General features: G+C 62.9%; 10 protein-coding genes. 1 reads left to right on the top strand and 9 read right to left on the bottom strand.

Annotated features, from left to right (window positions below):
* Window positions 1–21: 21 nt before the first annotated feature.
* The 9 genes from ACFX5Q_RS04810 to ACFX5Q_RS04770 all read right to left on the bottom strand — a co-directional run bounded on the left by ACFX5Q_RS04810 (window position 22) and on the right by ACFX5Q_RS04770 (window position 13,092).
* Window positions 22–2,583: an FAD-dependent oxidoreductase gene (locus ACFX5Q_RS04810; RefSeq protein WP_404275815.1), complete on the bottom strand. Its 2,562-nt coding sequence runs from the start codon at window positions 2,581–2,583 to the stop codon at window positions 22–24.
* A gap of 257 nt (window positions 2,584–2,840) precedes the next feature.
* Window positions 2,841–4,067, bottom strand: coding sequence for a hypothetical protein (locus tag ACFX5Q_RS04805; protein ID WP_404275813.1), 1,227 nt, complete (start codon window positions 4,065–4,067; stop codon window positions 2,841–2,843).
* Between the two features lie 8 nt (window positions 4,068–4,075).
* Entirely contained in the window at window positions 4,076–5,506 is a 1,431-nt protein-coding gene (locus tag ACFX5Q_RS04800; protein WP_404275849.1) for an aspartate aminotransferase family protein, read from the bottom strand.
* A gap of 71 nt (window positions 5,507–5,577) precedes the next feature.
* Complete coding sequence (locus ACFX5Q_RS04795; protein WP_404275811.1) at window positions 5,578–6,585, bottom strand: NAD-dependent epimerase/dehydratase family protein; 1,008 nt, start codon at window positions 6,583–6,585, stop codon at window positions 5,578–5,580.
* Window positions 6,582–7,013, bottom strand: coding sequence for an EamA family transporter (locus ACFX5Q_RS04790; RefSeq protein ID WP_006203312.1), 432 nt, complete (start codon window positions 7,011–7,013; stop codon window positions 6,582–6,584). The genes ACFX5Q_RS04795 and ACFX5Q_RS04790 overlap by 4 nt, the downstream gene beginning before the upstream one ends.
* A 121-nt stretch (window positions 7,014–7,134) precedes the next feature.
* Window positions 7,135–8,487, bottom strand: coding sequence for an FAD-dependent oxidoreductase (locus ACFX5Q_RS04785; protein ID WP_404275810.1), 1,353 nt, complete (start codon window positions 8,485–8,487; stop codon window positions 7,135–7,137).
* Between the two features lie 2 nt (window positions 8,488–8,489).
* Window positions 8,490–9,923 (bottom strand): UbiA family prenyltransferase, encoded by a 1,434-nt coding sequence (locus tag ACFX5Q_RS04780; RefSeq protein ID WP_192181017.1) that lies wholly within the window; start codon window positions 9,921–9,923, stop codon window positions 8,490–8,492.
* Between the two features lie 249 nt (window positions 9,924–10,172).
* Window positions 10,173–10,436: a hypothetical protein gene (locus ACFX5Q_RS04775; RefSeq protein ID WP_006203307.1), complete on the bottom strand. Its 264-nt coding sequence runs from the start codon at window positions 10,434–10,436 to the stop codon at window positions 10,173–10,175.
* 172 nt (window positions 10,437–10,608) lie between these two features.
* Entirely contained in the window at window positions 10,609–13,092 is a 2,484-nt protein-coding gene (locus tag ACFX5Q_RS04770; RefSeq protein WP_404275807.1) for a mechanosensitive ion channel domain-containing protein, read from the bottom strand.
* Window positions 13,093–13,322: 230 nt separating this feature from the next.
* On the opposite strand from ACFX5Q_RS04770, the gene ACFX5Q_RS04765 reads away from it, so the two are divergent.
* Window positions 13,323–14,582, top strand: coding sequence for a sarcosine oxidase subunit beta (locus tag ACFX5Q_RS04765; protein WP_404275805.1), 1,260 nt, complete (start codon window positions 13,323–13,325; stop codon window positions 14,580–14,582).
* Window positions 14,583–14,592: the final 10 nt, after the last annotated feature.

The raw sequence follows: 14,592 nt of genomic DNA, 5'->3' as shown, positions 1-14,592 counted from the left end.
GCCTTGGAAAGGTCGAGACCATCAGCTGCGCGGCTTGAGGTTCTCCGGGTCATAGAGCGGCTTGTAGCCGACGGAAACGACCTCGACCGGATAGGTCTCGCCGAAATACTCGACCTTGAGCTTGCGGCCTTCCTGGCAATACGCCCACGGCAAATAGGCGAGCGCGATGTTCTTGCCGATCGTTGGGCCATAGGCGATCGACGTGGTGAAGGACCGGCGGCCCAGCTCGTCGACGAGCGTTTCGCCCGTGTCCGGGTCCATCACTGGCATGGTCCCCACGGGATAGCGGGCCACGCCCTTCGAGTCCTTGTTATCGGTCATGACCAGCGTGCAGAGCACGGCAGGCTGGTGCTCGCGAGCGCGATACTCCACGTGCTTGGTCTTGCCGCAGAAATCATTCTCCTTGACCTTCGGGCGCGCGAGGTCGGCTTCCAGCAGATTGTACTCGGTCAGCAGATCGGCGTTCTGCAGCCGCAGGCTCTTTTCCATGCGGCGCGTGTTGGCATAGGTCTCGACGCCGAAAGGCATCACGCCGGTCGAGCGCAGCGCGTCCCAGACGGCAAGCCCGTCCTCGTAGCGCATATGCAGCTCCCAGCCCTGCTCGCCGACATAGGAGATGCGGAAGGCGGTGACATCCTTGCCGCCGATCCTGACCGGCTTGATCGCCGCGAACGGGAAGTTTTCGAGCGAGAGCCCGTCCGGATTCTCGACCACCTTCTGCAGGGTCGTCCGCGCATTCGGGCCCCAGATGCCTATGGTGACGAATTTTTCCGTCACGTCGGTGATGGTAACATCAAAGCCCTTATCCTGCGCGGTGCGGCGCATATACTGGAAGTCGCGTGGGCCGGCATCGGCGCCGTCGATCACCCGGCAGCGATCGGCCATGCGGATCACCGTGAAGTCGGCGCGCACCATGCCTTCCTCGTCGAGGAAATGGGTGTAGATGCCTTTGCCGATGTTGTTGTCGCCGCCGACCTTGGCCGCGCACAACCACTCAAGCAGCGCGACATGGTCTGGACCTTCGACGTCGTACATGGAGAAATGCGACAGGTTGACGATACCGCAATCCTCGCTCATGGCGAGATGCTCGGCATTGGAGACGCGCCAGAAATGGCGGTTGTCCCACTCATCCTCACGAACCGGAACGCGGTTGCCGTATTTCTCGAGGAGATGCTCGTTGGCGGCGTAGCCGTGGGCGCGCTCCCAGCCGCCAAGCTCCATGAAGTAGCCGCCGAGTTCCTTCTCGCGCTCCCAGAAGGGCGAACGGCGGATGTTGCGGCCCTTGGAGAAGGGCTCGCGCGGATGCACCGCCGGATTGTAGACCTTCATCGCCGTTTCGGTGCAACGATCCCAGATGAACTGCTCTGTCGTCTGGTGCGGATAGAAGCGCGAATAGTCGATGGCATGATGGTCGATCGCCGTGCGGCCGTCGGTCATCCAGTCGGCGATCAGCTTGCCCATGCCGGGGCCGTCCTTGACCCAGATGGCGACGGCATACCAGAGACCCCTCACCTTCTGGCTTTCGCCCATCGACGGGCCGCCATCGGTCGTCACCTGAAGCAGGCCGTTGAAGGAATGGCTCTCATTGTAGCCGAGTTCGCCGAGGATCGGCGTCAGTTCCATGGCGCGTTCGAGCGGCGCCAGGATCTGCTCCATGTCGAGGTCGCGCTGCGACGGCGACAGCCGCGCCTGGTCCTTTTCCAAAAGGTCGCGCGGATGGCAAAGGCGCGGATTGTTCTCTTCGTAATAGCCCCACTCGATCTGCCCGCCTTCGGCGGTCTTGGGGTCGCCGGTATCGCGCATATAGGCCGAGTTGCCCTGGTCGCGTAGCAGCGGCCAGCCGATCTCCTTACCGGTGCCGGCAAATTCCGTGTACGGGCCGAAGAAGGTCAGCGGATGATCAATCGGCATCACCGGCAGGTCTTCGCCCACCATTTCGGCGGTCAACCGGCCCCATATGCCCGTGCAGACCACGACGTAGTCGGCCATGATCGTGCCGCGGTCGGTCACCACGCCCTTGATGCGGCCGTTCTCGACGATGAGCGACCTGGCCGAGGTGTTGGCGAATGCCTTGAGCTTGCCGGACGCTTCCGCCTGGTCGACCAGCTTGCCGGCCACCGTCTGCGAGCGCGGGATGACCAGACCGGCATCGGGATCCCACAGGCCGCCCTGCACCATCTCTTCCTCGATCAGCGGGAATTTCTGCTTGATCTCGGCCGGCTCGATCAGCCGGGCGCGGGTGCCGAAGGCCTTGGCCGAGGCAATCTTGCGCTTGATCTCGGCCATGCGGCCATCGTCACCGACGCGAGCGACCTCGAGACCGCCGATGCGGGCGTAATGGCCCATCTTCTCGTAGAAATCGATCGAGTAGAGCGTCGTCCAGCAAGACAGGAAATCATGGCTGGTCGTGTAGCAGAAGTCGGAGGCGTGCGCCGTCGAACCGATGTCGGTCGGGATGCCGGATTTGTCGATGCCGACAATATCGCTCCAGCCGCGCTCGATCAGGTGATGGGCGACCGACGCGCCCACGATCCCACCCAGCCCGACGATGACGACCTTCGCCTTTTCCGGAAACCCTGCCATTGCCCGCGACTCCAAGATGACATGCGGGCGCGCCGGCGCCCGTTCGATTGGCGCACAATATGCAGAGGACGGCGGTTGAGCTACCGCCTGTTTGCGACACGCCGCAGGTACGGCGCGACCCTGCCCACAAGCTCGCTGTCAGAGGACAGTCTGGAACGGTCTGCCGCCTCAGAAGCGCGCCTTCAGCGCCGCCTTGGCCAGGAACTTCGTGCCGTGCAGCGAGGGTCAGCGATCGAGAAGCCCAGCGGGCCTCGAACCTATGGCTTGTCTCCGGGAATTGCGTGCAGCGCAGCGCGGCGAGGATTCGCCGATGCCCACAATGCCATCAGCGGGCCGGCAAGCAGCAGATAGGGTGGCAGCAGATTGGGAAAATAGATACGCGTGTCGTGGATCGGGAACACCGCGAACTTCGCCAGCACGCCGAGCACCAGTGCCGCGAGCAGGATGCCGGCGCGACGGTCGAGCCGGAAACCGGCGCAGCCCAACCCATACCATCCGGCCAGGGCCAGCACCGAGACACCGACCCAGCTGTTCATGTCGACGGCGCGAAGCAGTGAAACGGCGAACGCCCTGAGATAGGCGGCAAGCGAAAATGGCGGCTCGAACCCGTCCATATTGTAGTGCTGCTCGATGCTGGAGAACCACAAATGCGGCCACCAGCCGGGATGATGAGCCCAGTGCGAGATGGCGAAGTAGGCGACGAAGGACGCGGCAAAGCCGGCGAACGCGCCCCACGCCCTCTGCCGGAACGCGATCAGCATCACGGCGAAGATGGCAAGGAAAACAATATTGTCCGGCCGCGCCATGAAGGCGAGGAAGAGCAGGATCGCGGTTGCCGCCTCGCGTCCCCGCACATAGGCAAGCAGCCCGCCGAGGAACAGCGCCGAGCACAGCAGGTCCGGCGTCGATGCCCGCGCCGCGTCGCCGAATTCGGCCATGATCAGCACCGCACCGACCACCGGCGCCAGCGCCAGCGCGCCCTCAGCGCGCAACCAGAGCAGCACAATAGTGCCAAACAATAGCACCGAGAATACCTGTAGCGCCCGCATAGCCTCGACCGGCGACATGACCGAGCTCATGGTCGATAGTATTTCGGCATAGAGGAACTTGATCCGGTACATGCCGAGCAGCGAATGGAAATCGGCGGCGTTCTCCGCCATGTGGCTGCGGTAACCGCCGCCATCATCGATCAGCATCTTGTAGTCGGCCGCCGAGACACCGGCCTTGACCGTGCTGTAGGCATAGTCGTGCAAGGCCTGCGGGTCGGGATAGTTGCCTTCCTCTGCGATCGCCAGATAGGGCAGCATGTCCCAGTTGGCGTCGGGCATGATCCACGCCATCATCGCTGTCAGCAGGATGTAAAGCGAAAAGGCAACGGCCCCGATCGGTGCTGCGAACCGCGCATAGGTCCCCTCGCCCCACGCCAGGCCGGCTTCGGTGAGCCGGTCGAGCGGGTTGTTCGGAACGGGCGACTTGGTCAGCATTGTCGAACTCAGCGAACCTGGCTTTTGACGAAATCCTTCACGATCGACACGATACCGCGCGACAGCAGGCTGTCGAAAGCATCGACGAAACGATCGACATGCTCGCGCTGGCAGATCAGCGGCGGCTCGAGACGGATGACATTGCGGTTGTATTCGGTGAAGGCGACGAGCACGTCGTAGTCGCGCAGCAGCAGCGCACCGACGAAGCCGGACAGCGAACCCTTCAGCTTGTCGTCGAGCACGCTGACGATAGGCCTGAGGACCATCGGCAAGGTCTGCGAGAAGTCGTGGAACTCGAGCCCGACCATGAGGCCCTTGCCGCGCACGTCCTTGATGATCTTCGGATATTTCTCGTTCAGCGCCTGCAGCCGCTGCAGCAGGTAGTCGCCGGTGGCGGCGGCATTGTCGATCAGCCCCTCGTCATAGAGCACATTGAGCGCCTCGATCGAGGTGACGCAGGCCTCACCCATGCCGCCGAAGGTGGCCATGGCATGGATCATCGCCGTCTTCGGCGTGCCATAGGCCTTCATGTAGATTTCGCGCCGGGCAATCATGGCGCCGACCGCCGCCTTGCCGCCGCCGAGCGACTTGGCCAGCGCCGTCACGTCAGGAACGACGCCATAATGCTCGAAGGCATAGAAGCGCCCTGAGCGGCCATAACCGCACTGCACTTCGTCGGCGACCCACAGCACGCCATACTGGTCGCACAGCGCGCGCAGCTTCTGCCAGTATTCGGCCGGCGCCTGGATGATGCCGCCGCCGCCTTGGATGGTTTCGAGCACGATGACACCGATCTCGGGATCGTTGCGGAACGCACGCTCGACCGCCTCGATGTCGGCAAAGGGGATGCGGACCGTATTGTCCGCCATCTTGAACTCGGCGCGGTAGAGCTGGCCGTCGGTGATGCCCAGCACCCCCTTGGTCTTGCCGTGAAAGGAGTTCTCGGCATAGACGACCTTCGGCCGCTTCGGGCCGGCGGCGCGCTCGGCGAGCTTCACCGCCGCTTCCATCGCTTCCGAGCCGGACGAGCCGAGGAACACCATGTCGAGGTCGCCGGGCGAGCATTTGGCGATGTTGTGCGCCAGCGCCGCCGCATATTGCGACATGAACGCGATGGCGATTTCCTGGCGCTTTTCCTCCTGGAACTTGCGGCGCGCTTCGAGGATGCGCGGATGGTTGTGGCCGAAGGCCAGTGAACCGAAGCCGCCGAAGAAATCGAGGATCTTGCGACCGTTCTGGTCGATGTAGAACATGCCTTCGGCACGCTCGATCTTGATCTTGTGGAAGCCGAGCAGCTTCATGAAATGCAGCTGGCCCGGATTGAGATGCGCCTTGAACAGGTCGGTCATCCGCGCCACGTCCATCGTCTTTGCCTGCTCGACGCTGATCAGGTCGGGCTTGGCGATGGTGGCGGGTGACAGCGACGGCGCGTCGACCATGGTGCGCGCGTTCGTGTGCTCGGGTTTGGCCATGACGGTCATCTCAAAAATCCTCTGTTCGGCGGAGCCCGTTATTCGGCAGGCACATGTTTGGCGGCGACGGCGTGGCCGTCCTTCTTGGCGCGGTATTCGCTGTAGGCGGCGATCAGCATGTCCTCGTCGCGATATTGCGGCACCCAGCCGAGCTGGCGCCCGGCCTTGGACACGTCGAGCACGCACTCCTCGTCGGCAATCAGGTACTGTTCAGGATCCATGATCGGCAGGTTCATGAGGTCGAGCAGGTCGAGCGTGCGCTTGACGGCCCAGCCTGGTGTCGGGATCAGCAGCGATTTCGACCCAGCATGCTTGATCAGGTCGCCGAGCAGCTTCTTGACCGGAGGCGGGTTGAGCGAGCCCAGATTGTAGGCCTCGTTCGGCACGCCGGCCTTCCAGGCGGCGCGCGCCGCTTCGGCGCAATCGAACACCGATATGAACTGATAGGGGTTCCTGCCCGAGCCGATCATCGGCACCGGAAAATTCCAGTCGATCAGCTTGAACAGTTTCTCCAGGATGCCGAGGCGGCCGGGGCCGATGATCAGGCGCGGCCTGAACAGCGAGATCGACATGCCGCGCTTGCGCCATTCGGCCGCCAGTTTCTCGGTCTTCTGCTTCGACCAGCCATATTCACCGAGCGGCGCGACCGGGTGCTCCTCGGTCATCGGCATCGTCACCGTATGGCCGTAGATCATGTCGGTCGTGTAGTGGACCAGCTTCGAGGCGCCGGCCTTGTCCATCGCCTGCATGACGTGTTCGGTGCCGTGGAAATTCACCGGGAAGAAGAAATCGTGCCGCTTGGCGCGCACCTGGATCGGCGACAACATTTTCGCCGAGAGGTTGTAGACAATGTCGTCGCCCTTGAGCCCAACCGCGGCGACCGAGGCCGGATCGGTCACGTCGCATTTGACGAAGCGGACCGGGCGGTAGTGCGGCAGGTCGCTCTTGACGATGTCGGCGACGACCACCTCCTCGCCGTCGGCCACGAGCTTGGGAGCAAGATGACGGCCGACGAAACCGTCGCCGCCGAAAATCACATGTCTCATCGAACGATCTCGCTGTGAATCTTGTCGGACGAAAGGGAAGCCGTTTCCTCCTCATGCCCTCGACCACTCTGCGCGATCAGCACCGTGCCGACGCAGATGCAGGCAATGCCGGCGATGCGCCAACTGTTGAGGTCTTCGCGGAAGACGAAATAGGCGAAGATCGCGACCGCGACATAGGCAAGGCTGAGGAACGGATAGGCGAAGCTGAGCTCGACCTTGGACAGCACATAGAGGTGCGAGGCCATCGAGATGACGAAGGTGCACAGCCCAAAGAACACCCAAGGGCTGAAGACGATCTGCAGCAGCTTCAAAAGCGGATTGGTGCCTTCGAACGAAATCGGCCCGAGCGACATCATGCCTTGCTTCAGCATCAGCTGCGCCGCGGCATTGGTCATGACTGTAAAGAGAATGAAGACGATGTATTTCATAGTTGCCACCCGCCCAGCAGCGGTCCTACTACAAACCTGCAAAGATTTCGTGAAGTCACAAGAAAGTTTGAGTAAATCTTGGTATTTACGTTTCATTTGCCAAGATTTATTCAAGGTCTATCTATTCCGCAGCCTCGACCGTTCCTCGCCGCACATCCAGTTTCTTCGCCGTCCGCGCCCAGAAGTCAGACATGAAGGCAGGGTCGCGGAGCGCTTCCAGCCGCTGCCATTCCGGAAAAGATGCCGCGAACGTTTCGGCGCTCATGCGGGCGTCCTTGTAAGGATTGACCGCGCCACCCGCATCGACGGTGATACGGTCGAGTTCCCTGAGCAACGCCAGCGTCTTTTCACCCCGGTTGGGGAAATCCAGCGTCAGCGTGCAGCCCGGTCGAGGGAACGACAGCAGCGCCGGCGAGCGGACAGTGCCGAAGCGCTTGAGCACGGTGAGGAACGACCCCTGCCCGGCCCGTCTCGCCGCCTCCAGCAGCGCCGGCACGGCACGGCGGGCAGCGTCTTCCGGCACCACGCTCTGGTGCTGGAACAGCCCCTTCGGACCATAAAGCCGGTTCCAGTCTCCGACGCCGTCGAGCGGAAAGAAAAAGCCCTGGTAGCCGACCTGGCGCGGCGCCGGCGAGCGGCCCTTCTTCCAGCGATAGGCGGCGTTGAAGGCGGTCAGGAACGGCCGGTTGAGAACATTGAACGGCGGCTGCAACGGCACCGAAAGGCGCCCGCCGGCGCGAGAGGCCTTGTGGGAGCCATGCTCGGCATGGTTGCCGGTGAGCAAAAGGCCGCGCCCGCGGCCATGGCCGGCGGCAAGCTGGTCGATCCAGGCAACGGCATATTCATTGGCCTGGTCGGCGGCTTCCGCCAGGTCGAAGAACTCGCCGAGATCGCGAAACGGCGTCGCCTTCTCGACGATATCGAGCGAAGGCACCCGCATCAGCCGGATCGAGGCCGACAGGATCAGGCCGGTCAGCCCCATGCCGCCGATCGTCGCCCGGAATAGCCTTGCATTGCTTGCATCCGAGCAGCGGTAGCTGCGCCCGTCCGACCGCAGCAGCGTGAAGGAAACGACATGGCAGCCGAACGTGCCGCGCCGATGGTGGTTCTTGCCATGAACGTCATTGGCAATCGCCCCGCCGAGCGTCACGAACTGCGTGCCGGGAACCACTGCCGGAAAGAAGCCGCAGGGCGCGGCATGGGCGATGATGTCGGACAAAAGCATGCCGGCATCCGCATCGAGCACACCGGTCTCGACATTGAAGGCGCGGATGCGGTTCAGCGGCCGCATGTCGGCGACCGAGCCCGCCTCGTTCTGGCAGGAATCGCCATAGGAACGGCCATTGCCATAGCCGAGCAGCGAGCCGTTCTTCGCCGCGCGGCCCTTGAGCAGCGCGATGGCGTCATTAGCCGCAATCACGCGCGGCGCCGGCGGCGTGGCGCGGCCGAAACTTCCGAAGCGCTCCGCCGTCATCCCTACCAGCCTCCGGCGACCAGCAGCGCGGCGCCGATCAGCACGACGATCTGGCTGCGCCAGTCGCGGATGATGAAGACGACAGGATCGTCGTGCATTTCGTTGCGGCGAGCGAGGATCCAGACGCGCATGGTGAGATACAGCACGATCGGCGCCAGCGGCCAGACCAGCCAGGGATGCGGATAGAGTTCGCGCACCGAGACACTGTCCATATAGAGAGCCAGCACCAGGGCGGAGGAAAAGGCCGAGGCCATGCCGGCTTGGGCGACGATCTCCTGGTCTTCGGTGCGATAGCCACGGCCGGCAATGCGCTCACCGGCCGGAATGGCGGTGGTGCGCAATTCGACATAGCGCTTCACCAGCGCCAGCGACAGGAAGAAGAAGATCGAGAAGGCGAGCAGCCAGAACGAGACGTCGACACCGGTCGCCGCCGCACCCGCCAGAACGCGGATCGAATAGAGGCCGGCCAGCGTCAGCACGTCGACCAGAAGCATGCGTTTGAACGACAGCGAGTAGGCCGTCGTGACGACTATGTAGCCGCCGAGCACGCCAAGGAATTCGAGCGACAGGAACAGGCCGGCGGCGATGCCGATCGACAGGAGCACCAGGATCGCGCCCATGCCGAACGGGATCGACAGCGCGCCGCTGGCGAAAGGTCGGTTGCGCTTCGTCGGATGCCTGCGGTCCAGCGCGAGGTCGAAGAAATCGTTGAGGATGTAGATGGCGGACGCCACCGCGCAGAACGAAACGAACGCCACCGCGCATTCCCAGATCATATCGATGTTGAAGTATTCGTGCGACAGCACCATCGGCACCGCTATCAGCACGTTCTTCAGCCATTGATGCACACGCAGCATCTTGACGAAGGTCTTGAGCGTCGGTTTCGGCGTCGGCACCGTCTCGGCGCCATGAGCGGCTTGCCAGCGCGCGGCGTGACGGTCAGGCGCCACGACGATCGCGCTGCGCGCCGCGTCGAACACCCTGACATCGTGCCGGCTGTTGCCGGCATAGTCGAAGCCGCCATCGCCATAGGCGGCAACGAGCGAGGCACGCTTCCTGCCCGACGTCATGTTGTGCGGACCGTCGGTCGCCAGCACGCGATCGAAAATGCCGAGATGGGCTGCGATCGCCTCCGCGAATTTGCGTGGCGTACCGGTCGCCAGCACGATCTTGCGGCCTTCGCCATGCTCCTTGCGCAGCCGCTCGAGCAGGACCTCGCGGTAGGGCAGCGAGGCTGGATCGATGTCGATGCGGTCGGCGATCGCCTGCTTCAGCCGTGCCGGACCGCCGGCCAGCCAGAACGGCACCAGGAAAACATAGAGCGGATTCTTCTTGAGAAGGATGAACAGACCTTCCCACAAAAGGTCCGTTGCAATCAGCGTGCCGTCGAGATCGACCGCAAGCGGGATCGCGTTCCTGTCCGACCTCGCGTCCATTTTTTCCTGCCCTGCCTGAAGCGCATGACACCGAATGCCGGTTCGGATGGAGTCATGTGCAGATACACCCGCGCCATGTTTCGGCGTCTTCGTATCGGACATAGCGGGAGATGACGTAACGATCGTTAAAACGCCCGGTTGTGGCCGAGCGGCGCGCCGGTATTTCCCGCGTCATTGTTAAACAAGTCCTACCGGAAGCAATAAAAGGCCGGGCATTGCCCGGCCTTTGCAAGAGATGCTGCCCGAAGTTTACTTGATGCGGGCGACGCCGCCCGAGATCTCGACCGTTTCGGAGCCGGTCAGGGCTTCGAGGTCACCATTGGGCAAGGTGACGAAACAGCCGTTCGGGCAGAATTCCACGGTCTCGCCGGCGGCCAGCGCCAGCTCCGTCTTGCCGCCACCCTCGGTCACGATCAGCGTCCGGGTCTCGGCGTCCTTGTTGATCGCGCTGGCGGCGAAAGCCGAACCGTCCAAGGCAAGAAAAGCGATGGCGGCGACGACAGACTTCCACATTTTGCAATATCGGTGTTTCAACACCGCCTCTGGTTGCACCTTGCAAGGCATTCTCGCCCTTTGCATGCGAGCTTATATGACTTGCAAGCTGAACCGCAACTGAATGCCGCATTCATGCCGCAATTGGTTTGGTAGCACGAGAAGGCGGGCTCGCGGGACGGGATCAATGGACCTAATCCGGGTCGGGCTTGCGGCTCTTGCGCTTCGACTTCGCCAGGCGTTCCCTATCGATCGCTGCTGCGGCTTCCGCCTCCTCGCGCTCGGCGAACTCGGCCTCGATCTTGTCGTCGTCGATCGGCCATGCCTCGTGCTTCTTGACCTCGGCGCGCGGCGTCGAGGGGATCTCGATATGCTCGCTGTCGAAAACATCGAGAACCGTGAAGCGGATGTCGTTCTGCACGATGGCGCCGTTCAGCACATCGGCGAGAAACACCCGGATCTCGAATTCGAGCGCTGCCGCGCCGAAATTTGTGAACAGCACGAACGGCTCCGGATTCTTCAGCACCAGCGGATGGCTGCGCGCGATCTCGAGCAGCAGGGCATGCACCCGCTTGACATCGCTGCCATAGGCGACGCCAACCTTGATGTCGACGCGGCCGAGCTTGTTGCGGTGCGTCCAATTGCCGACCGCGTTGTTGATCAGGTTCGAATTGGGCAGGATCACCGACTGTCGCTGGAACGTCTCGATCTCGGTGGCGCGCACGCTGATCTTCTTGACGGTGCCGCTGATTTCGCCGGCAACGATCCAGTCGCCGACCTTGAACGGTCGCTCGGCGAGCAGGATCAGGCCCGAAACGAAGTTCGACACGACATTCTGCAAGCCGAAACCGATACCGAGGGAAAGCGCACCGGCAACGAGCGCCAGATTGGACAGATCGATGCCCGCCGCCGAGACGCCGACGAGTGCTGCCAGTGCGACGCCGGCATAGCCGACCGCCAGCCGGATCGAGTTGCGCACGCCGGTGTCGACCCGTCCGCGCGCCATCACCGAGCCGTCGAGCCAGCCCTGGAACCAGCGCGTCAGGAAGTAGCCGATGACGAAAACGACGATGCCGCTGAGGATGCCAAGGACCGAGATGGTCACCGAACCGATGGTGATGCCGGTCGCCAGCTTGTAGGCCCAGGCCTGGATGTCGCCCGGCTGGAACCCCCACATCAAAAGAATCAGCGGCAGGAACACCAGCACGATCATCACGTTGATGGCGGTGCTGACGACCAGGCCTAGTTGGTCGAGTGCGGTTTCCTCGTAGCTGGAATTGGTCGAAAGCCAGCGCCCGACCGAGGTGTCGGCAAAGCCGCCTTCCTCGCCGATCGCCCGCGCCGATAGGAAGCCGATATAGGCGGTGATCAATATGGTGCCGGTGACCACGACCTGCAGCGCGACGAAAAGAGCCAGGCCGATATAGCCGAACAGCGCCGCCGCGATGGTGAAAAGACCGAGCGCAATGGCAGTGTAGCGCAGCCATGCCGGCCAGGGGCGCCAGCTTTCGTCGCGCGCCTTGAACGGTTTCAGCAACGCCATCAGGATCAGGATGACGCCGAAGATGATCGTGGCGACAAAACTTCTGACGATGGTAACCGACAGCGGCGAGCCCATCTTGTCATTGACCACCGCCAGGAAATTGTTGACGCCGATGACAATCGCCATGGCCGTCGTCAGCCGCACCAGCCAACGCGACGGACCGGTCTCGACCGGTATCAGGCGCCAGTTCGGCAGCCGCGGCTCCAGGGCCGCATTGGTCAGCCGATTGACGCAGAACACCACCGCGATGACGGCAGCCAGCGCATTGAGGAAAACGCCGATATCGCCGCGCAACACGTTGTAATAATTGAACAGGAAAACCGTCGAAGCGAGGAAGGCGCCGACGGCCAGAGTCGGCAGCAATGTCGACCAGAAAGCCACCGACAATCGGCTGAGATAGGAAGGATCCTCGATCGATGCATCGGCTTCGAAGATACGCCCGAACAGGCGGCGGCCGCCGACCAGCAGCACCACTGCGAGCGCCAGCGCCATGAAGGTCGCCGCCAGCATCGCCTTGAACTTGAACTTGAAGGCAAAGCTCAGCCAGGATGATACGGCCTTGTAAAAGTTGGCGTATTCGTCCTGGGCGTCGGAAACGACCTGCGGGCTCAGCGCATCGGACAATTCGTAGCGCTTGGTGAGCAGATTGCGGAACAGCTCGCTGCGCATGTTGCCGATCTTGTCGATCAGGCCGTTGATGCGGATCGACAGGTTCTGCGCGGAAGCGATGACGGCATTGATCTCGGCCTTTTCGGACGCCAGGGCCTGGCGCTCGCCGGTGACGATGTCGGGCTCTTGCGGCTGCCCCGCGGCCGGCGGCGGGCCGAGCGTCCCGATCCGGTTGTTGATGTCGGTGAGACGCGAACGGAAGGCGAGCGCGCTGGTCAGCGCTGCCCGAGACATTTCCTCCAGCTGCAGCCGGATTTCCACCAGCGAGGCATCGTCCTCGCTGTCCTGCTCGATTTTCTTCTCGAGACTGTCGGTTTTGGCGGTCAGATCCTGGATCGCCTTCTGCTGGTCGGTGATCAGGCCTGCCGCGCCCTGGCCGATCGCCTGCGCCAGCGCTTCGAACGACGGCATCGCCGCGACGACAAGCGCAAGGATCAGGATCAGGCGGAGCAATCGAAAAAACATCTGTGGTCTGGCGACTCGCGGCAAAGGCCGGTTCTGAAAACCCATCCTTGATAAAGACGCTGTTATGATGGGGCAAGCCATCCCGGCTGGCGCGCTTTCGGAGTCGGCCAGTCGAAAAGCGATGGCGCAATCTTGGCTTTGCGGCAGCGGCCTGCTCTATAGTCTGCCGCATTGCACAAACGGATGGCTGCCACGCAGTCCCATCCGAAGCTCATGACAGGCTCCAAAGAATGGCCGAATACTCAGCCTTTTCGCTCCTCAAGAACGCTTTCACCGGAAACAAGGACTGGAAGCCCGCATGGCGCAAGCCGGACCCGAAGGCGTCCTACGATGTCATTGTCATCGGCGGTGGCGGTCACGGGTTGTCGACGGCCTACTACCTCGCCAAGGAGCACGGCATCACCAATGTCGCGGTGCTGGAAAAGGGCTGGCTCGGCTCCGGCAATGTCGGCCGCAACACCACGGCGGTGCGCTCCAACTACCTCCTGCCGTCCAACACGCGCTTCTACGAGCACTCGATGAAGATGTGGGAGAACCTGTCGCACGACCTCAATTACAACGTCATGTTCTCGCAGCGCGGCTGCCTGAACCTCGCGCATACGCCGGCCCAGTTCGATGACTACGCCCGGCGCGGCAACGCCATGCGCCATCTTGGCGTCGATGCCGAACTGATGACGGTGGCCGAGATCAAACGGCTGGTCCCGGCTCTGGACGTTTCCGGGTCGGCGCGCTTCCCGATCTTGGGTGGGCTGATGCAGCCGCGTGCCGGCAGCGCCCGCCACGACGCCGTCGCCTGGGGCTACGCGCGCGGCGCCGACCGTCGCGGCGTCGACATCATCGAGAATTGCGAGGTTAAAGGCTTCCTGCGCGACGGCGACCGCATCACCGGCGTGTCGACGACGCGCGGCGAAATCCGCGCCAAGAAGGTGGCGGTTGCGGTCGCCGGAAGCACCGGTCGGGTCATGCAGCTTGCCGGCATCGACAAAATGCCGATCGAGAGCCACGTGCTGCAGGCCTTCGTGACGGAATCGCTGAAACCCATCATCGACACGATCCTGACCTTCGGCATGGGTCACTTCTACATTTCGCAGTCGGACAAGGGCGGCCTCGTCTATGGCGGCGACCTCGACGGCTACAACAGCTACGCCCAGCGCGGCAGTCTGCCCATTGTCGATGAGGTGATGAGCGAGATGCTGGCGCTGTTTCCGGGCCTCGCCCGCGTGCGCATGCTGCGCTCATGGGGCGGCGTCTGCGACATGACGATGGACGGTTCGCCAATCATCACCACCGGGCCGCTGCCCGGCATGTATCTCAACTGCGGCTGGTGCTACGGCGGCTTCAAGGCGACGCCGGCATCCGGCTGGTGCTTTGCCTGGACCATTGCCAAGGACGAGCCGCACGACTTCAACGCGCCCTTCACGCTCGACCGCTTCTATCGCGGCCTTGTCATCGACGACAAAGGCCAAGGCGCGACGCCCCGGCTGCATTAGGTAGAAGAAA

Source organism: Mesorhizobium sp. IMUNJ 23033, from assembly GCF_044778005.1.
In the GTDB taxonomy this organism is placed as follows: Bacteria; Pseudomonadota; Alphaproteobacteria; order Rhizobiales; family Rhizobiaceae; genus Mesorhizobium; species Mesorhizobium amorphae_A.
This window is presented reverse-complemented; position numbering and strand designations above follow the sequence as displayed.